The organism is Paenibacillus sp. FSL H7-0331 (genome assembly GCF_001956045.1).
This window is the reverse complement of sequence record NZ_MRTH01000040.1, coordinates 1-20709: the sequence shown is the minus strand read 5'-3', so window position 1 is coordinate 20709 and position 20709 is coordinate 1. Positions and strand designations below refer to the sequence as shown.

The following is a 20709-nucleotide window of genomic DNA, read 5'->3' as shown; positions in this document are numbered from 1 at the left end:
AAATGACGATTTCCTGCGTTGAAGAAAATTGGATGACACAAGGAGGAGTAAGATTGAGAAAACGGAAGTCTGTCTCAAAATGGTTTGCGACTATCACGAGTGTGGCGATGGCTGGAAGTCTACTGCTCTCATTTGCAGCGACTCAGCCTGCACACGCAGACCGGGGAATAGCCGATCTATGGAAATCAATCAAACCGCTTACGACCATTGCAAGTGCCATGAATACGGGCGCCCATCCGGACGACGAGCATAGCGCTACGCTTGCGTACCTCACTCTGGGAAAAGGAGTGAACACGTCCAGCATTATTGCGAATCGAGGGGAAGGCGGGCAAAACGAAATTGGCAGCGAGTTAGGTAATGCCCTGGGTATTATTAGATCCCGTGAATTGCAAGAAGCTTCCAAAGTCACCAATGTTACTCTCGGGATGCTGAGTGAAGGCATCAACGACGCGATTTTTGACTTCGGTTTTTCCAAAAGTCCAGATGAGACTTTAGAAAAATGGGGAGATTCCGTGGTGTATGAAAGATTGATTCGCAAAATACGTGAATTGCGCCCGGATGTCATCATCCCATCATTTTTAAATGAGAACTCAACGCATGGACATCATAGAGCAATCAATGTGATTACGGTTCGAGCTTTTAAAGATGCTGCAAACCCGGATATATACCCAGAGCACCTGAAAAAAGGATTGCAGCCATGGCAGGTAAAGAAAATGTATTTGCCCGCTAATTCCAAGGATTATAGCGTAATTGTGCCTATAGGCGATTATGATGAAATCTATGGGGCTTCTTATTTACAGCTTGGGGAAGAGTCGCGGTTCATGCACAAAAGCCAAGGCATGGGCAAGAACTATGATGAAGGTCCTGTGAAACCGGATTTATTCAGTAATTACTACAAGCTGGAAGCAGCTACTGTTAAGTCCAAGGATAAAGAAGACAACTTCTTCGATGGGATTGCTTATTCCTTTGAGGATTTGGCCAAAGAAATTGAATCCGTGGATAAGGACAAAAAAGTGACCAAGGGTTTGCGCGTGCTTCAACAAGATGCGGATAAGGTGATTGCAGCCTATCCAACCTTTGCCAAGGTTGTTCGCGAAGTGCATGAAATGAAAGCAGATGTTCAAAATGTTTTAAATGATGTAAATGCATCTGACCTGAACAAAGCAACCAAAGAGGACTTATTATATCGACTTCATGTTAAAGAAGGACAATTGAATAAAGCCAGTATGGAAGCAGCATCTGTAGTTGCCAAGGTGACGCCAGCTACAGGTGAGCTGGTAGCGGGCCAAACGACTAAAGTCGTGGTTTCTGCCTTTAATGGCGGTTCCGTGGAATTGACTAAAATCCGCTTAGGTTTGAATGTTCCTGAAGGCTGGACAGCGACACCAGCGGGAGCAGATAGCTTTGATCGTATTAGCTACAACCAGACGGTTTCGACTACATTTGATGTGACTATACCTAAAAACGCAGCAGAGTTTAAGCCGTATGACGCTTCTATTCTTAATGCCGATGTAGCCTATCAAGCGTTTGATACGGTGAGTAAGTTAAAAGTGACTCCGCAGAATGCAGTTGCTATTTTACCTCCGTATTCAATGTCACTCAGTCCAAGCGCGACGGTATTAAATACATTGAAGACGGAAGAACCGATTCCGGTGAAAGTAACGGTACGCAATTATACACCAGGTGCATCCAAGACAGCTATTTCATTAAATGTACCGGAAGGATGGACGGTTGAGCCAGCAGTAGAAGAAGTAAACTTTGCATCCAAGGGCGAAACCAAATCGGTTGCCTTTTCGGTTAAAGCCTCTTCTCATGTAGAAACAGGCAAATACTCGATAATGGCAGTCGCTAAGAGTGGGGATGTTGAAAGCACACGAGGCGCTCAAGTGATCGAATATCCACATATCGGCAAAACATACCTGATTCAGCCTGCGGAGCTCAAAATCGAGGCTTTCGATCTGGCAGTTCCTCAAAACCTGAAAGTGGGTTATGTATCCAGTGGATTTGACAATATTGATCAGTATTTGCGTCAATTGGGTGTTGATGTCGTGAAGCTGGAAGCGAAGGATATTCAATTTGGGGACTTATCCCAATACAATACGATCGTTCTTGGCATTCGTGCATACGCATTCCGTCCGGAATTAATTCCAAGCAATCAGCGGTTATTGGATTATGCGAAAAACGGGGGGAACCTTGTTGTTCAATACCATAAGCCGGAAGACAAATGGAAGCCGGAACTCGCACCTTATCCGATCAAGATCGGGGAGCCGCTTATACAATGGCGAGTCACTGATGAGAGTTCTAAAGTGACGATGCTGGCGCCGGATCATTCGATGTTTAATTATCCGAACAAAATTGAGGCAGCAGATTGGAACAATTGGATTCAAGATCGTTCCGCCTACAATCCTTCAGAATGGGGCAAGGAGTATACCGAGTTGATTTCTAACGGAGATCCGGGAGAAAAGGAATTTACGGGCACCTTCTTAACTGCACCATACGGAAAAGGCATATACACATACAGCACGTTGGTTTGGTATCGCGAAATTCCATCGCTGGTTCCAGGCTCGATCCGAATGTTCGTCAATATGATTAGCCAAAAGCAATAATCAAGTTTTCATTTGGAGGGCCTGCTGCAGGTCCCTCCAAATGTACCAAGATGCGGAGGTTTAAGGGGAATATGAATGTAATAAACGTTCACGGGCGAGAGATCAGTCGGGTAATGGAAGGGGTACAATTTGCGGTGGTTCCTTTAGGATCTGTGGAATATCATGGTCCGCACTCCCCACTCGGAACCGATATTATTTTGGCAAAGGGTTTTGGGGAGCGGATTGATCCTGCGCTGGGGCCTTTAATCTATCCGACGATCCCCTTCACTTCTTGTCCCGGGAAAACCCAACACTATTCAGGTACGGTATCTGTTCGTCCATCTGTCTTCATAGACTATTTATCAGACATCGTAGAAGGAATTTGTCAGTTGGGCATACGCAATATCGTTTTGTTAAATGCTCATGATGCCAATATGGGACCTTCCCGAACGGTTGCAGAGTCAGTTACAGGTAAATATAGAGATGCAAGCTTTCTCTTAATCAACTGGTGGCAGATGGCAACTATTCAATTTACGGAGCAAATGGGTATTTTTCAAGGAACCGCGGGGAGGGGGCATGGTGGTCCCTACGAAATGTCTGCCGTCAAAGCCTTTTGTCCTGAATTGGTTTCCGTACAGGAATCGGATTTGGAATTAGATTCATGCCCTCCTTTATCCTCCTTACCTTATGTATTAGTGGAAGGAACGCCACAAGGCTGGGATGGCTATACAGGGAGAATTCAGCAAACATCCCTGGAGGCTGGCCAATTCATTGTGGATGAAGCAGCCCAAAATATGAATAAGCTTATCAAAAAATGGTTGGAAATGAGAAATGGAACAAACGGAGAGGAAGATCAGCATGGGATATCGTGAAAAATTAATGAATACGGAAGGAACCTCCTTTCCTGGGAAGACGTATACAGAAGTCGTATTGGAGCCAGCATTTAACGAGGCCAAGGAGCATTTATTAGGCCCCATGATGGCAATCAATAAAGCACATTTAATTATGCTCCAGGAGCAAGGATTGATCACTGAAGACGACTCGCAGCAAATAGCCAAAGCTATCCAAAAGGTTGATTTGGAGGCTCTGCGGACCTCCAGCTATACGGGCGAATTCGAGGATCTATTCTTCCAAGTGGAGGATCAACTGCTGCAGCTAGCAGGTGATGTTGCTGGCAATCTGCATCTTGCCAAAAGTCGCAATGATATGGGCATCTCCATTTACCGGATGGTCCTGAGAGAGAAATTACTGATCACTCTTTCCTCTGCCCTTCATTTAAAGGAACATCTGCTTTTGTTTGCTCAGGATCATGTGGAAACGATCATGATTGGTTATACCCATACGCAGCAAGCGCAGCCTACGACACTCGCTCATTACATCATGGCGGTAGTCGATTCATTGAACCGAGACATTCGCCGTATGATGGCGGCCTATGCCAATTGTAATCGGAGCAGCATGGGAGCAGCAGCATTGACCACATCCGGTTTTGCTGTTAGCCGGGACAAGATGATGGAATTATTGGCCTTTGATGAGCTTATCGAAAACTCGTATGATGCGATTAGCGGAGCTGATTATTTAGGTGAAGTTGCAACGACCATTCAACTGGCGGCGATCAATTTGGGGCGGGTCGTACAGGATCTTTTATTATGGTGTACCCAAGAGTTTGCTGTGTTAAAGGTAGCGGCTCCTTATGTCCAAATCAGCTCGATCATGCCGCAAAAGCGGAACCCGGTTTCATTGGAACATATGCGTGCTTTATTATCCAGCTGCGTGGGAAATACGAACACGGTCTTGACGATGATTCATAATACACCATTCGGTGATATTGTAGATACAGAAGACGATATGCAGCCTTATGCATGGAAAAGTATGGATATTATGGATAAAATGTATCGTTTATTGGCGGCTGTGATCGGAACGATGGAAGTAAACAAAGAGGTACTTCTCAAGCGTACACAAAAAAGCTTTGCAACTGTCACAGAACTGGCTGACACCTTGGTCAGAACGGATGGTTTATCTTTTAGAAAAGCTCATCATATTGTCAGTGGCGTTGTGAAAAAGGCACTATCTGACGGGCTGGCAGCTAATGAGATTACATTGCCTTTGGTTAACGAAATCGCTCAGCAGGTGATCGGGCGCGATGTGTCATTACAAGTGGATACGTTACGCAAGGCATTGGACCCTATCCATTTTGTGGAAATCCGTTCTTTACCGGGTGGCCCAAGTCCAAAGGAAATGAAGCGAATGATCGAAGAGCGGAAAACCCAGCAATCGTCTCATCTTCAATGGCTGCAAGAAACCCGGGGGAACAATGAGCGTGCCCTTCAACATCTGGACCAAGTGATTCATGGGTGGAGTGAAGCCTGATGGGGAAATTGATAATTCCTCTACTTGCCATTGATGGGGGAGGAACGAAGTGTCTTGTCGTATTCATGGATGCAATGGGCAATACGTTGGGACAGGGAAAGGCAGGTTCTTGTAATTATCAAGGGATTGGCAGGGACGCTGTCGTGCTGGAATTAATCAGCGGCATACAGGAAGCAATAGTGGATTTAAGAAAAGGCGCTGGAGCTTCCGTGAATGATTCGGAAATCGAAATCGAATGTGCAGTGTTTGGATTGGCAGGGCTGGATACGGCCTATGACAGGCAAATTATTATGGGCATGGTGCAAGAAGTTCTGAAGCACCTGCATATTCAGGTTAAGCATTTAGTCGTAGAAAATGATGGATTTGCGGCATTGTTAGGGGCGACAGCGGGACAACCGGGAATACTTGTCATCGCTGGTACTGGATCGATTGTGTTCGGTATCAATGAACGCGGTGAAACCTCGAGAGCCGGCGGATGGGGTCATCGGGTGGGAGATGAAGGCAGCGGCTATTGGATAGGTAAACAAGCGGTCAAAGCTATTCTTAAAGCTCATGACGGAAGAGGGGAGGCGACAAGACTCGGAGAATGGATTTTCCCTCATTTGGGCATGAGCGATGCAGAGGACTTATTTAACTGGGTGTACAGCTCGGATTATTCAGTAGAAAAATTAGGAGAACTGTCCCGTTTGGTAAGCCTGGCCTCGTCCGCGGGTGATCAGGAAGCTGTGAATATTTTGACTGATGCCGGTCATGAATTATTTCTCGGAGTCCGTGCAGTCATTAAGCAATTGCAATTAATGGATAAACCGTTTACGATGATCTTACAGGGTGGCGTCTTGCAAAACGAAAACCTCGTTGGTGATATTTTAATCCACAAGCTTAAAGAATTTGCTCCGTTGGCTCAGCTGGATACGGCAAAGAAAGACCCTATTTACGGTGTTATGGCGATGGGATTATCTTATCTGAAGTCCACATTCCATCAATCAGAAACATAGGCAAGGAGTTGAAGGAATTGAAGAACCATTCGCAACAAAAATTGCTGTTTATATTTCCTCATCCAGATGATGAATCTTTTGCGGCTGGAGGTACCATAGCCAAGGTTCATCACCTTGGACATGAGGTTACCTTGCTATGCGCCACATCGGGATGTAAGGGCAAATCAGGGGAGTTCCAATTTGCCACTCGAGAGCAGTTGGCCCTACACCGCGAAGAAGAATTGCAAAAGGCTTGTTCGATTCTGGGAGTTACCCAATTAATTTTATATCGTTATCCCGATGGAAGTTTAATCGAACAGGATATGGATCAGCTGGTTGATCGAATCCGCACAACGATCATAGAGCTGGAACCCGACGTCATCGTGACGTTCCCGCCGGATGGTGTCACTGGACATGCAGATCACATTACGATTTCACTGGCAACGGAGAAAGCCGTCATTTTAGCAGAACAGCAGTATCCTGCTTCCAAGCTTCCGAGACTTTTGTATACATCAATACCGCACTATTATGATCATTGTCAGGACTCGGGACCGTCAAACAAGTGCCTCATAACGAGTAAAGTCGATATTAGCGACTATCGCATCCACAAGGGTCAGGCGCTACAAGCTCACAAAAGTCAGGTGTATTCGGTAAATCGTGCTTATCCCGGTGTTATGGAGTCTGACTTTACAGTTATCGGTAATTATGAATATTACACATTGGTTCGTGACAATGGGCAAGCTATAGATCCGCCAGTAAAGTCTGTAAATGAATTGCCGACGATTGATTTAGTATAAAGCAAGGTGAGACGGCTTGAGGAAACCTGATTCGTCAGCTTCATCACATACTTATCTTGACTTTATGAATGGTATAATAGTAGAAAAGACATTTTTTCATAACAACTCAGGACAAATAAGCCGTTTGTTAGCAATAGCTAACAGAACGGCTGTTTCTAGATGGCATTCACTGCTGGTTATTCTTAGTCTCTCACTGTAGTTTCAACCCGAATTTATCCGAGTACCAAAACGGGGTTCTTTCCAGCAGTCCACTGAGCGGCTTTAAGCCATGGGCTGTGATAGCCCGAGCTGCAGCACATTCTGGGTCGGCTGCGCTATCTGCGCCCGTACTTCGCCTCACTCCCCGGACTCGACAAGCCCCTGGCTTGCCTGTTCGCGGTACTCCTTCGGCAATATGCCGCTGTAGCGCATGAACAGGCGGGACAGGGCATCTGTGTTGCATCCTACCAATTCGGCTACCTCCTTAATCCGCATATCCGGATTTTCCCGAATCATCTGACGCGCCTTGCCGTAGCGGTATTCGCTGATATAATCCTTGAAGTTGCAGCCGGTGGCACTTTTGAACAGCGTCGAGACGTAGTTGCGCGACAGGTTCAAGTAATCCGCCAGATCGAACAGCGTAATTTCGTGCATGTAATGCTCGTGCACGTAAGCGAGCATCTTATCAGCGAGACCGCTGTTCGACTTTTCCTGCTCCGAGGCGAACCGGGAGGCAAGCACGTCGAAGAGATGCTGAGCCTGCTGCTTCAACTCCTCATAGGTGCGGCAGGAGCGGAACGAGAGCTCGACCGCGGGAAGCTGCTCATGCGTCAGCTCCAGTCCGGCCGCGCCCGAGCCGTCGAGCAACCGGTTCAGCGTTCCTTCGAACATGAGGGCTACCGAGGAGACGGCGGCATTCCGTTCGACCCGGTTCGTCTCGATAATTTCATTGACAGCCGACTGCCAGGCGCCGGTTTTACCGTGGATGACGGAATTAATCAGGTTTTGCTCGACCTGTAACGGAAAATATACGGTGCTTTTCATCGGCGTCCGAGCTTCCTCCCAATGGACCACCTTGCTGTTGGACCCGGCGTATTCCCGGGCTTCCACCATTTTCATGCTTTTGCGGTAAGCGGCGGGCAAATTTTTTAGCCCTTCGCACGGGGGAGGGATGAAGGCGCTAATATCCAGGCCGTATTCCGGCTCGACGCTGATGATCGTATTTTTCAGCCCCTCGGTCATGCTCTCCGTCCAATCCGCTTGCAGCAGCAAAACCTGGGTTTCAAAGCTCATCTCCACCACACGGAAAAAGGAGCAGGCCGCAAAATGCTGCTGCAAGGCATTGGCCAGCCGCTGTCTGGCCTCACCGGTGACGCCGTGATGGAAGCCTCCGGCAAACGGAGCGGTGGGTGCGTACCGCAGCAGGACGAGCACCAGAAGTCCTTCCGCCGGAAGCTCGGGAAATGGCCCCAGCGCCTCCCCAGCCTGTTCGGGGGGAATAACGCCGGTCAGCAGATCGTGAAGGACGCTGCTTTCCTGGGCGGCTTTGTGCTGCGCCAGTGCTTGGGCCATTTCCTCGACATCCGTATGCAGATTGACGATTGTGTCGCGGATATGCGCCATTTCGTCTCCGGCGGTAAATTGGCCGGTTGTCATCAGCACCCCGCGAATCGGCTGATACATCCTTGCGGTAATCAGTCCCATGATGCCGAGACTGGCGGCCAGCGCGGCCAGACCTACGCCGAACATCCAGAGCAGCGCGGGAGTGAAAATACGCTGAGGCTCGGCCAAATAAACGTAGCGGAAGCCCGAAACCGAGGACGAGGCGTGGCGAATGTCCAATCCCGCGTAGTTGGTGCCGTTTTGCAGCCGCGTCGTCAACTGCTCTACATTCAGCTTGCCTGCGGCGGCAGCGAGACGGTTATTGTAATAAACGGCCAATGTGCCATCTGAGAGGGCATTCATATGAAACAGCTGCTGCGTTGTGTAAGAGTTGAATATGTACAGCGGCTGCGGAAGCCCTACCCATTGGCAGAAGGCGAGCACATACAGGCGTTCTCCCCCGTCGTCCTGGACATTCAAAATTTGGAGCGTGTCGCTTTTATTTTCATTGAATTGCTCGATAGTGCGGGTCAGGAGCTCTTCGGGAATATGGAAGCTGGCGCGGAAGAAGTCCAGATTTCCGGTGCTATTGTTCATGATGACATAATCGTCGTCGTAACGAGTAACGGCTGTTCCCTGCTTCAGCGTGGGGACGGTGCCTGAGAGAAGACTGACAAACCGGGCAAACCGCAACCGTTCATAGCCGTTTAAGCTGCCTATCAAATACGCTCTCGTGTAGTCCGACAAATTCATCATGACCCCGGTCTCCTGAAGCGAGCGCAGGCGCAAATCGGTATATTCGCTTGCCTGTCGGGCCGTCTGTTCCAAATTCACGGAGAACTGCTTCCTCGACGGAATCCAGTACAGGCTGACGAAAATTGCCTCCAGCAATAACGTAAAGACCAGCGCGACACTGGCAAAAGCGAAAAACATTTTCCGGTAATAGCGCATACCGGTCCCCCCTTCATCGCCTTCGGCAAAAAACCTTTCCTTCCGCTTCGGCTTTGCCTACCGACAGGTAAGCGTTTACAATGGCAGCTTAGCGCTTATATCTCTATGCTTCTAAATACTACATCTAAACATCCAAAAAATGAACTCCCATCACCTTAAAATGTTCCAATTTCCAAAATTGTAACAAATTCGGCCGCCGATCGGAAGTTTTTCGGCCTATCCAACAAAGAAAGGGTTTTCAGTCCGCAACCCAAGTGCTACAGTTCAAGTGTGAAGTTCACCGGTGAACGACATAACAAGCGAGAAGAAGCGTGACTTCCGGGATAGGCATGGAGAAGCATGGCGCGATAATAGGAGGATCAAATGTCCCCGTTGCTTCCATTGGGAGCCCGATTCTACTCCAACTGCCCTGCCGATACGACAGCACGCGCTTCAGGCTCGAAAGGAGGAACAATGTTGAAGCTGGCCGCCAAATCCCGTTCGCTTCCGCAAGCAGGTCCGCAGAGCCGTGCGGCGGAATGGCTGGTGTGCCTGCACAGAGACAGGCTGCTGTATCTGATGCTGGCTCCGTTTGTCATCTATTATATTATATTTTATTACCTGCCCTTCGGCGGCTTGCGTATGGCCTTTATGGACTATAAGCCGTTTCTCGGGTATGCGAGGAGCCCGTGGGTCGGGTTCGAGAAATTCCAGGAGTTTTTTACCGGCCCTTATTTCTGGCGAATTATCCGCAACACGCTGACGATCAGCCTGATGAATTTGGCCTTTGGGTTTCCGATTCCGATCGTGCTGGCGATTTTGTTCAATGAGGTTCGCAGCAAAATGTTCCGTACGGCAGTACAGACGATCTCGTACATGCCACACTTTATTTCCACGGTCGTCATTGCCGGACTGGTAGTTAACTTTTTGTCGCCATCGATTGGGATTGTGAACATCTTACTGCAAAAGCTTGGTTTTGAAAGCGCATACTTCTTGACAAAACCGGAATTTTTTAAGCCGATTTACGTGCTTCAGGGTATTTGGGCCAATGCCGGTTTTGCTTCCATTATATATTTTTCCTCTCTGATGTCCATCGATTCGTCACTTTACGAAGCTGCGACTATTGACGGGGCTGGGCGCTGGAAGCAAATCAAGCATGTGACACTGCCCGGGCTGCTGCCAACGATCGGGATTATGCTGCTCCTGCAAATCGGACATTTCATGCAGATCGGCTATGAGATGATTATTTTGCTGTACCAGCCGATTACTTATGAAACCGCCGACGTGATCGGCACCTTCGTCTACCGGGTAGGCATTCAAAATTCGGATTATTCGATGTCGACAGCCGTCGGATTGTTTAACGGTTTCGTCTCGCTGGTTCTCGTCCTGAGCGCCAACAGGCTGTCCAAAAAAATAAGCGACGTATCCATTATGTAACGCTTCGCTACCGGGAGGAACAAAAAGGTGAGTCGAACAACCGGCGAAAAAATATTCGGCGCGTTCAATACGTTGCTTATGCTGCTGCTCGTGTTTGTGACCCTGTATCCGCTATATTACGTCATCATTTCCGCGTTCTCCGAGCCGATGGCGGTGGCGACCGGAGCGGTGACGCTGCTGCCCGTGGGCTTCGAGTTGGCCTCGTTCTATAAGGTGATCGGGATGGAGAACATCTGGACCGCCTACGGCAACACGATTTTTTACGCTGTATTTGGCACGCTGGTCAGCATGGTGCTGACGATTCTTGGCGCTTATCCGTTGTCCAAGCGGCGGATGAAGGGTAGGAAGGTCATTACGTTTTTTGTGCTGGCGACGATGTGGTTCAGCGCGGGCATGATACCCGTTTACCAAAATTTTCAAAACTTGCATTTGCTGGACTCGCGTCTCGGCATCCTGCTCTGCTTTGCCGTCGACACATTCAATGTCATTTTATTGCGCACGTTTTTTGAAAATGTGCCGGATTCCATGGAGGAATCCGCGAAGATGGACGGCGCAAGCGACTGGGTCATTCTGACCCGCATCTATTTGCCGCTGTCCGTCTCGGCACTGGCTACCATTACGATGTATTACTTTGTCGCCCGCTGGAACGCCTACTTCTGGTCGATGCTGCTGCTGAAGGACCAGAGCCTGGTCCCGCTGCAGGTGCTGCTCAAAAAGCTCATCGTCGAGGTGTCCTACAACGTGAACGAGGCGATCGATTTCAGCGCCAACGTCATGACCGAGCAGACCATCGTTTATGCGACGATCGTCATTGCGGTGATTCCAATGCTCGTGCTGTATCCGTTCATTCAGCGATTTTTTGTCAAAGGCATTATGGTGGGTGCGATTAAGGGTTGATAACTGTTTCATTCAACACATTTTGGGAGGTCTGGTTACAGATGAGAAAAAAATATGCGGTGCTGACGCTGCTCATGACCATAGTTCCGGCGCTGCTCGCCGGCTGTCAAAGCGACGGGGAGCAGGGGCCGGCTACGTCGACACAGGAATCAAGCGCGGGATCGGGCTACAATGGCAAGGATCAGCTCAAAATTACCGACAAGCCCATCACGGTGACGCTGTTCTACGCCTTCGGCGGGAACGGTGCGCCCAAGGGCGACATGCCCGCCTGGAGGGAAACGGCCAAAATCACGAATGTGGCGATGAAGAACGTCGCCAACGAATCGATTACCGAAGAGAAGCAGGCGTTTAATACTATGCTTTCCTCCGGAGATTTGCCGGATCTGATCCATGGGCAGCGTGATACGATCAACCCGATCATCAGCCAAGGGGCGTTGATCCCGCTTGACGATTTGATTGCAAAGCAGGCGCCCAACATCCAGAAGTTTTTAGCCGATTACCCGGAGGCCCGCCGCGCGGGCGCGGGACCGGACGGCAAGCTGTATACGCTCACCGGCACGCTGGGCGGAGAGCCGGGCAAAGCGCTGCCTTCGATGGGCTTCTTTATCCGGCAGGATTGGCTCAATAAGCTCGGACTGAAAGCGCCGACGACGCTGGACGAATACAAGAAGGCGCTGTACGCGTTCCGCCAGCAGGACCCGAACGGCAACGGGAAGCAGGACGAGGTTCCTTATTTCTACCGGGATAAAGGCATTAGGCCGCTGCTCCAGCTATGGGGTGCGAACCACGAATGGTACGTCGGCAAGGACGACAAGGTGCATCACGGCAAGGCCGAGCCGGAATACAGGGCTGCGCTGAAGGAACTGTCCCAATGGTATAAGGACGGCATTATCGATCCGGAAATTTTCACCCGCGGCTCTCAGGCGCGCCAATTTTTGCTCGGTAACAATTTGGGCGGCGCGACGATTGACTGGTTTGGCTCCACAGCGGCGGTGAACGATGCGGTGAAGGCTCAGGTGCCGGCGATCAATTTTGTGGCGATGGCGCCGCCCGCGGACGTCACGGGCAAGGTGAAATTCAATCATACCCGCGAGCCGATCCATTCGTACGCGTGGGGCATTTCCGCGCAGGCGAAGGACCCTGTCACCGTTATCCGGTATATGGACTTTTTCTTTAGCCCGACAGGAGAACGGCTGATGAACTTCGGTCTGGAGGGCACGCATTACGAGCTGGTGAACAACGAGCCCGTTCCGAAGCCTGTGGCCTTGTCCCACTCCGGTGGATTTCCGAACTTTCTGCGGAGCATTGGGGCAGGTTACGAAATCGGCCGCCGTGGCTCGCTGGCGGGCGAGCTGAATTCGATGAACGACATCGGCAAGAACGGCTTTACGATGTACCAAAAAAGCAACTGGCTGGCGAAGCCGTTCCCCGTGCTCACCTTTACCGCCGAGGAGAAAAAGACGATCGACAACGCGATGGTCAACCTAACACCGTTCCTCGACGAATATGAGCAGAAAGGACTGATGGGCGCTCAGGACGTCGATGCTACGTGGGATAAGCATCTGGAGGAAATGAACAAGATGAACCTGCAAAAGGTGCTCGACGCGTATAACAGTGCTTATGCGCGGTATAAGGCGGAAAGCAAATAATTCAGGCATCGCTAATCGGAGGAGAAGAGTATGCAATTATCGATTTGCCTCGTCGGCTGTGGCCACATCGCGGAGTCCGTCCACGGCCCCGCTTACCGCAGGCTGGCCCAGGCCTATCCCGGCCTGCGGCTCGCCGCCTGCTGCGACAAGGAGGAGGGCAAGGCGGCCTACTTTGCCGCCAAGTTCGGCTTCGGCAGGCATTATACCGACCTGATGGCCATGCTGGAGGCGGAGAGGCCGGATGTCGTCTGCCTCCTCGTGCCCGGCCATCTGACCGCCCGACTGGCCGTTGCCATTCTGGAGCAGGGGTACCCGCTGCTGGTGGAGAAGCCGCCTGGTCTGAACCGCGAGGAGACGGAGGCGATTGTCCGAGCGGCGGAGCGCAGCGGGGCCGCGAACCGGGTGGCGTTCAATCGCAGGTATATGCCAGTGATGATGGAACTGAAGCAGCTGCTGGAGCAAGCGCACCGGCCGGAGGACATCCACTCGATCCGGTACGATATGTATCGTCACAATCGGCGGGACGAGGATTTTGCCGAAACGGCCATTCACGGCATCGATGCCGTGCAGTTTATCGCCGGTTCGGACTATGAGCATGTTGTGTTTGCTTATCAGGAGCTACCCGAGCTCGGACCCGGCGTAGCGAATGTGTTTTTGCACGCCCGCATGTTTTCGGGCGCGTCGGCGCGGCTCAGCTTTTGTCCGGCGGAGGGCCTTATTATGGAGCGGGCGTCGGTCAGCCTGCTGAACAAGACCTATTTTGTCGAGCTGCCGGTCTGGCACTCCGTCGACTGGCCGGGCCGGATCAGGCGGTTTACAGGCGGCAGGGAGGAGCAGGAAATTCGCGGCGACGCGCTTGGCCCGGCCGATGACATGTCGGTGACCAACGGCTTCTATCAGGAGAACGAATCGTTCCTGCTGGCGCTGGCGACCGGAAGAAAGCCCGAAGGGGAGGTGGTGTCCGCGCTGCAATCCGTGGAGATTGCGGACTGCATTCGCAAGCGGCGCAGCGAATACCGGAGGCAGGGGTAGAGTCCGGCCTCCAGCCCGCTCTGCAGCCGTGAAGGAAAATAAACGATTTTAAGGAGGATTTGCTGATGAACAAGCGTGCAAGACGCATGCTAGCGGCGCTGCTTTGCTGCTGCCTGCTCGTTCAATGTGGTATTTTCGCTTTCCTGCCGACACCGTCAGCGCACGCCGACGAAGGAAGCTACGCATTGAATACGACGATCGAGCTGGAAAATACGGCGTTTGCGTCCAATTTTACGGTGAAGGAAAATGTATACGCTTCCGGAGGTAAATATATTTCGGATACGGTGTCGAGCGGTAACTTGACCGATCCCGACGGCAAGACACCGGAGATTTCGCTGCCCTTTACGATCAGCGCTGCAGGCGTCTATTACGTATGGCTTCGGGCCAATGCCGCGGGCAGCGGCTCGGACACGTTCCATATCGGCTTCAACAACGAAACGTTAAACAGCAGCCCGTACGGCACCGGCTTCCCGATTCGCGAGGACGGCAGCTTTGTCTGGGTTCGGGTCAAAACGGCTTCGCTCAGCGTGGGCACGAATACGCTGAAGCTGTACCACCGCGAGAAGGGGCTCAAAATGGACGCAATTTATGTGACGTCCAACGTGCTGTATGACCCCGGCGCTACCGCGCCGCCGCCAACGTACGCCCTGGATACGAAAATCGAGCTGGAGGATACGCCGTTTCAAGGAAACTTCACGGTGAATGAGAGTGTATACGCTTCCGGCGGCAAATATATATCGGACACACTGTCGAGCGGTAATTTGACCGATCCCGACGGCAAAACGCCGGAGATTGTGCTGCCCTTCACGATAAGCACGGCTGGCGTCTATTACGTGTGGCTTCGGGCCAACGCCGCGGGCAGCGGCTCGGACACGTTCTATATCGGCTTCAACAACGAAACGTTAAACAGCAGCCCGTTCGGCACCGGCTTTCCGATTCGCGAGGACGGAAGCTTTATCTGGGTTCGGGTCAAAACGGCGGCACTCAGCGTGGGCACGAATACGCTGAAGCTGTACCACCGCGAGAAGGGGCTCAAAATGGACGCAATTTATGTGACATCCAACGTGCTGTACGACCCAGGCGCCACCGCGCCACTGCCAACGTACGCGCTGGATACGAAAATCGAGCTGGAGGATACGCCGTTTCAAGGAAACTTCACGATGAAAGAAAGTGTATATGCTTCCGGCGGCAAATATATTTCGGATACGGTGTCGAGCGGCAATCTGACCGATCCCGATAGCAAAATGCCGGAAATCGTGCTGCCGTTCAAGATGAGCGCTGCGGGTACGTACTACGTTTGGCTCCGGGGTAATGCGGAGAGGGACTCCGCCGATTCGTTCTATATCGGCTTCAACGACGAGGCGCTGAACAGCGCGCTCTACGGCACCAGCTTCCCGGTCCGCGAGGACGGCGGCTTTATCTGGGTGCGAGTCAAAACGACGGCGCTCGGCGCAGGCACGAATGCGCTGAAGTTGTACCACCGCGAGGGCGCTTTGAAGATGGACGCGCTCTACGTCACCGCGGATGTGCTTTATAACCCCGGCGGCGACGAGTACGTCGAGCCAGCTTACCCGATGCCGACGCAATTTGCGCCGCCGGCGGGGCATCCGCGGATTTATTTCAGAAGCTCGGACATTCCAGGCATACTCGCGAACAGCGTCAAGCCGCAAAATGTGAACGCGCTGGTCAAGCACCAGACGAATTTGCTTTCGACCGTGGACGGCAGCCTGCCCGCTACCTCGGCAAGCACCAACTTTAGCGCCGCGACGCTCAGCGTCATCGAGAGCCGCGCGTTCGAATACGCGATGCGTGGCGATTCGCAGGTGGGTCTGAGCGCGATCACCGCGATGCGCAATTTTATGACGACGGTCAAGTTCACCTCAGGCGATTATAACGGACAGGGGCAGACCGTATTTGTCGCCGCGGAGGTGTACGACTGGTGCTATCCGCTGCTGACGCGCGAGGATCAGACGCTGTTCGCCAATTTCGTGACGTCTGCGGCGTCGCTCATGGAGATCGGCTGGCCGCCGATCAATCAGGGGGCCGTCGTTGGTCATGGGGTGGAAGGCCAACTCATGCGCGATCTCGCTGCTGCGGGCATTGCGATGTATGATGAGCGACCCGATATTTTTCAGAATACGGTCGGACGTTTTTTTGCGGAATATATTGAGCCGAAATTATTTATGTACCCGGCGCACATGCACAATCAGGGCGAGCATTATATGCAGTACCGCTTTCAGTGGGAAATATTGGCGACCTGGCTTTACGACCGGGCCGGGCATCCCGAGGTTTTTGGCCCCGATCAGCAATATGCGCTGTACTGGCCGCTCTACGCCAGACGTCCCGATGGCCAATTGCTGCGCGATGGAGACGGCAGCCGTAACAACAACGCGGTCGGCGTGTACGACGCTTCGTTCTATCGCTCGATGCTGCTGACCGGCAATTACTTCGGCGATCCGTATTTGAAAGAGGAAGGGATGCGCGAGCTGCCATATTTAAAGCTGCCGTCTCCGACAAGCAATCAGTCGCTTAATCCGGTTGAATTTCTTGTTTTTAACGATCCGGATTTGGGCGGACGCCCGGTCAGCGAGCTGCCTCTGACGATGTATTATCCATCACCGAAGGGCGGCATGATCGCCCGCACCGGCTGGCAGGACGGCGTGGACGCACCCGCGGTCGTAGCGGAAATGGAGGTGAACGAATGGTGGTTTGCCAACCATCAGCATCTGGATGCGGGGTCCTTCCAAATTTATTATAAAGGCGCGCTCGCGACCGATTCCGGCTACTATCAGGCTGCGCTGAAGACGGTGTCCAGCCAGACCAATAATGGCAGCACGGGATACGGAAGCCCGCACGACCTGGATTACAATAAGCGTTCGATTGCGCACAACACCATACTCGTCTACGATCCGAACGAAACGTTCGTTCGTTCGGGCAACAACCGCGCCAATGACGGCGGGCAACGCATTCCGAACAACGGCAAGGAACCGAAGACGCTGGAGGAACTGCAAAACACGGCGAACGGTTACCGAACGGCCGGGATTATGGGGCATGAATACGGTGAGGACCCGATAAAGCCGAACTATTCTTACCTGAAGGGCGATTTGACCCAGGCGTACTCGAATAAAATATCCGATTACGAACGAAGCTTCATGTTCCTGAATTTGCAGGACGACGCACATCCGGCGGCGATGGTGGTGTTCGACCGCGTCGTGTCCGTGAACCCGAATTTTAAGAAAACGTGGCTGCTGCACGGTCTGGAGGAGCCTGAAATTAACGGCAACCGGACAGTGTTCAAAAACGAGCGGTACGATTACAACGGCAAGCTGACGGTCGATACGATGCTGCCTCAGGCGGGCGACGCCCAAATTCAGAAGATCGGCGGCCCGGGCCAGGAGTTTATGGTGGACGGCGTCAACTACGACGCGCTGACGGTTGCCGGCGGCAACAACGAAGGGGGCGGCTGGCGAATGGAGCTTTCCCCACAAACGGCCAAAGCTGAGGATTATTTCCTGAACGTGCTTCAGGTGGGCGACGCCAGCCCGGACACGGCGTCGCTGCCGGTATCCCTGATTGAGACGGCGAACGTCGCAGGGGCCGTCGTCGCGGACCGCGTCGTCGTCTTCGGCAAAGCGAAGGGCCGAACCTCCGCCGATGTGGCTTTCTCCTTTAGCGGCAGTGGCTCGTACGAAATGACCGTGGCTGATCTGGCCGCAGGCACCTGGACGATCCAGCGGAACGGGATTAACAGTGGCGAAGCGATCGTGACGGAAGCCGGAGGCGTTGCCGTGTTCCGTGGGGAGGCGGGCGCTTACACGCTGACCTACAAAAATGCCAACGCCGTCCGTCCGGTTATCCCGGTTGAGCCGCCTGTGAACGACGAGATGTACATCCGCGTAAACAATCGGTTCGTCTATTCGGAGACCGGGGCAAGGCTTCAGAACGGGAAGCTGCTGCTTCCTGCTCAGCCTGTTCTGAGCAAGCTTGGCGTGGATTGGGCCTGGGACGACCAGACCGATACGATGACAGCGGAAAAAGACGGGCACACGCTGAGCATTGCTAACGGCGCTTCGACAGCGTACTGGGACAATGCGCCCGTCGCGATGACCGTCGCTGCGTCGGTGTATGGCGAGACACTGCTCGTTCCGGCGACGGTGCTGTCGGATACGTATTTTGCAGCGATCTCCAGGGATACGTTCGCGAACGTAATTTACGTGCAGCCGGGGACGCCTCCGGCGCCCGCCAAGGATTATATTCCGATTACAGTAAGCACAAGCAGCGGCTATTTCGAGGATACTACGCCGGATAGAAGCATCGATGGCAACGTGGAGACGTTATGGTCGGTGGAAGGCACGAATCACTGGGTCATTTACGATCTCGGGTCGGTCAAGACCGTATCCGACATGGAGATTATGTTCAATAAGGGCAACGAGCGAAAAGCGTATTTTGGTATCGATGTATCCGAGGATGGCGAGAATTGGACGCCCGTCATTCAGAATGGCGAGGGCAGCGGCCTAGCCGCCTTCGTCTACGAAACGTTCAGCTTCCCAACGAATACGAAGGCCCGCTATATTCGCTATAACGCGAAGGGCAATTCCAACAGCAACTGGAACGCTATTATCGAAATCAAATTCGCAAGGCCTGCGCAGGCTGGGCAGTAAAGCAAACGGTGAGCCCATTAAGGGACGCATCGGCGGTAGCCAGCCCGGACAGCTAAGAATCGCTGTATATTATATTGAAATGGCAGACAAGGAATGTGAAAGCAGAGGGAACCCGGGGCGCATGCTAAGCAGCTGTACCCCGGATCGGATGCCCTCTTCTCGTATCAGTCGTCATCGAAGGGCGCCATCGACAGTCCGGCAGCGAATATCGCGGCTAAAAAAGGGACTATCACAGGATATGCCTGGGTAAGAGCATCTCGTAAAGCATACAAATGAACCTTCAAAACCACGTTATTTAGTGGAATTGAAGATTCATATTGTTTGGGAGCAAACCCCTCGCGAGTAGCTGTTCGTTAATCTATAAATTGCACGAATTGCAGCATGTGCTTCAATATCGTCGCGCTTTGATAAAGTTCTTGTTATTTTGTTATCAAGTTCTTGTATTGCGAACTGTATTCAGAAGGACTACTGGTTTATACATTCGGTTCTAAAAAAGTCGCCCCCGCAGCGGAGACGACTTTTTTTGTATGTTTCTATTGTTCAATTAAATTGTGCAGAGGGACCGTACATTCCTTCTCAGGCTCGTCAAGCGTATAGATTCTAGCCATTTCCGTCTGTTCATCAACGTTTTGAATATAGATCTGAACCCCTGATAGGTCACGTTAACCATGGTGGGCGAAGCGATAATTTCTTGTGCTCTTTGAATGTTCATGTAATAGCCTCCACATTTTTGAGTGACAACATTATAGTATTGCACCAAAATCTAAAGCTATTCTAAGAGAAGCTACAGCTGCTGCTGGAGGGGGATTTTTTTGGATTTTGACCATCCCAAGCACACCAGAAGTCCTTCAACCTTGTTATGTGATTACAATTCCAAAATAGGTTTGCAATGCCTTGGCATACTCTTCTTGTGTTTGTGGTATGTATATTTGAACACCGTTTTCAGAAAAACTGCGAAATTCTGATCCAGCTAGTGTATGACGGCCAGCTGCTGTACGCATGGCGGCTTTTGCCTCCTTGGTGAAGGGAGAATCAGGGGCATTCTCGCACCAGTAAGATGCCATCAGGTAATCCTTGGGCAGCTGGGGTTCTTCAGTGAACGTATAGATACGTCTCCATTGATCGCCTTTTTGTTCGCACAGCTCCCAGCCATAATACGCATCACGTTGCAGCTGATAACACTCATAACCTTGCTGATGCTCCAAATTTTCTGTCATTTGGATCAGTCGGCAGGGAACGGCTCCACCAACTCCTACATCGCATAGATAGCGACTTTCCGCAACATCTACTTGAAGGACATGGTGTCTGCGTTTGGGCGGCTCATTCGGTTCATCACGCCAGAAACGGGCAAAGTAATCGGTCACGGAATAGCCAAGCTCGCGTAATAGCCATCCAAACAGTGCATTAAGCTCAAAACAGTAGCCGCCGCGATGGCGAACTACGATCTTGTCATACAGATCAGGAATCGCAAGTGAAAGGGGGAGATGGTTCACAATATCCAAATTTTCATAAGGCACCGTATGAAGATGACACTCCTGTAGCTGGGATAGCATAGTCAGACTTGTATCCATCGGGCCGTTGTACCCAATTCGATCTAGATAAGCCAATACCTCAGATGATAGAGCATTAGATTGTTTGTGCACCTCTATCGACTCCTTCTATAGTGGATGGAAGATTACAGCGGATTTTGCATATATAGTAACATGCCGCCAGATGATATACTATATAGAATGAACTCGTGTTTTAAACAACCGACCAATTCGGGTAATGATGTAGAAAAGACCGAAAAGGAAGGGATC

At 51.5% G+C, this 20709-nt stretch carries 13 protein-coding genes and 1 pseudogene; 10 read left to right on the top strand and 4 right to left on the bottom strand.

Annotation, left to right across the window (positions count from 1 at the left end):
• Nucleotides 1-53 precede the first annotated feature (53 nt).
• The 5 genes from BK127_RS34395 to BK127_RS34375 all read left to right on the top strand — a co-directional run bounded on the left by BK127_RS34395 (nt 54) and on the right by BK127_RS34375 (nt 6723).
• Nucleotides 54-2606: an NEW3 domain-containing protein gene (locus BK127_RS34395; RefSeq protein WP_372237401.1), complete on the top strand. Its 2553-nt coding sequence runs from the start codon at nt 54-56 to the stop codon at nt 2604-2606.
• Nucleotides 2607-2677: 71 nt separating this feature from the next.
• Nucleotides 2678-3457 (top strand): creatininase family protein, encoded by a 780-nt coding sequence (locus BK127_RS34390; protein WP_076236788.1) that lies wholly within the window; start codon nt 2678-2680, stop codon nt 3455-3457.
• On the top strand, nt 3444-4952 hold the full coding sequence (gene argH, locus BK127_RS34385) for an argininosuccinate lyase (protein WP_076236785.1): 1509 nt from the start codon (nt 3444-3446) through the stop codon (nt 4950-4952). Before BK127_RS34390 ends, argH begins: the two co-directional genes overlap by 14 nt.
• Nucleotides 4952-5947, top strand: a complete 996-nt coding sequence (locus BK127_RS34380) for an N-acetylglucosamine kinase (protein WP_076236783.1) — start codon at nt 4952-4954, stop codon at nt 5945-5947. The genes argH and BK127_RS34380 overlap by 1 nt, the downstream gene beginning before the upstream one ends.
• Nucleotides 5948-5964: 17 nt before the next feature.
• The gene (locus BK127_RS34375) at nt 5965-6723 is read left to right on the top strand and encodes a PIG-L deacetylase family protein (RefSeq protein ID WP_076236780.1); all 759 of its coding nucleotides are present in this window, start codon (nt 5965-5967) and stop codon (nt 6721-6723) included.
• Between the two features lie 190 nt (nt 6724-6913).
• On the opposite strand, the gene BK127_RS44140 is transcribed toward BK127_RS34375, so the two are convergent.
• Complete coding sequence (locus BK127_RS44140; protein ID WP_179097709.1) at nt 6914-7063, bottom strand: hypothetical protein; 150 nt, start codon at nt 7061-7063, stop codon at nt 6914-6916.
• Nucleotides 7060-9255 carry a helix-turn-helix domain-containing protein gene (locus tag BK127_RS34370; protein WP_076236778.1) on the bottom strand — a complete coding sequence of 732 codons (2196 nt, stop codon included), beginning with the start codon at nt 9253-9255 and terminating at the stop codon, nt 7060-7062. The genes BK127_RS44140 and BK127_RS34370 overlap by 4 nt, the downstream gene beginning before the upstream one ends.
• 363 nt (nt 9256-9618) lie before the next feature.
• Between BK127_RS34370 and BK127_RS34365 the strand changes: the two genes are divergently transcribed.
• From BK127_RS34365 to hepB, 5 genes are all read left to right on the top strand, one after another.
• Complete coding sequence (locus BK127_RS34365) at nt 9619-10671, top strand: ABC transporter permease (protein ID WP_256711579.1); 1053 nt, start codon at nt 9619-9621, stop codon at nt 10669-10671.
• Nucleotides 10672-10698: 27 nt separating this feature from the next.
• The gene (locus BK127_RS34360) at nt 10699-11568 is read left to right on the top strand and encodes a carbohydrate ABC transporter permease (protein ID WP_076236776.1); all 870 of its coding nucleotides are present in this window, start codon (nt 10699-10701) and stop codon (nt 11566-11568) included.
• A gap of 41 nt (nt 11569-11609) precedes the next feature.
• On the top strand, nt 11610-13217 hold the full coding sequence (locus BK127_RS34355) for an extracellular solute-binding protein (protein WP_076236774.1): 1608 nt from the start codon (nt 11610-11612) through the stop codon (nt 13215-13217).
• A 30-nt stretch (nt 13218-13247) separates the two neighbouring features.
• The gene (locus BK127_RS34350) at nt 13248-14249 is read left to right on the top strand and encodes a Gfo/Idh/MocA family protein (RefSeq protein WP_076236772.1); all 1002 of its coding nucleotides are present in this window, start codon (nt 13248-13250) and stop codon (nt 14247-14249) included.
• Between the two features lie 65 nt (nt 14250-14314).
• Entirely contained in the window at nt 14315-18910 is a 4596-nt protein-coding gene (hepB, locus tag BK127_RS34345) for a heparin/heparin-sulfate lyase HepB (protein WP_076236770.1), read from the top strand.
• A gap of 533 nt (nt 18911-19443) precedes the next feature.
• On the opposite strand, the pseudogene BK127_RS34340 reads toward hepB, so the two are convergent.
• Both BK127_RS34340 and BK127_RS34335 read right to left on the bottom strand, forming a co-directional pair.
• A pseudogene (locus BK127_RS34340) lies at nt 19444-19622 on the bottom strand (H-type small acid-soluble spore protein).
• 145 nt (nt 19623-19767) lie between these two features.
• Nucleotides 19768-20553: an arylamine N-acetyltransferase family protein gene (locus BK127_RS34335; protein ID WP_076236768.1), complete on the bottom strand. Its 786-nt coding sequence runs from the start codon at nt 20551-20553 to the stop codon at nt 19768-19770.
• Nucleotides 20554-20709: the final 156 nt, after the last annotated feature.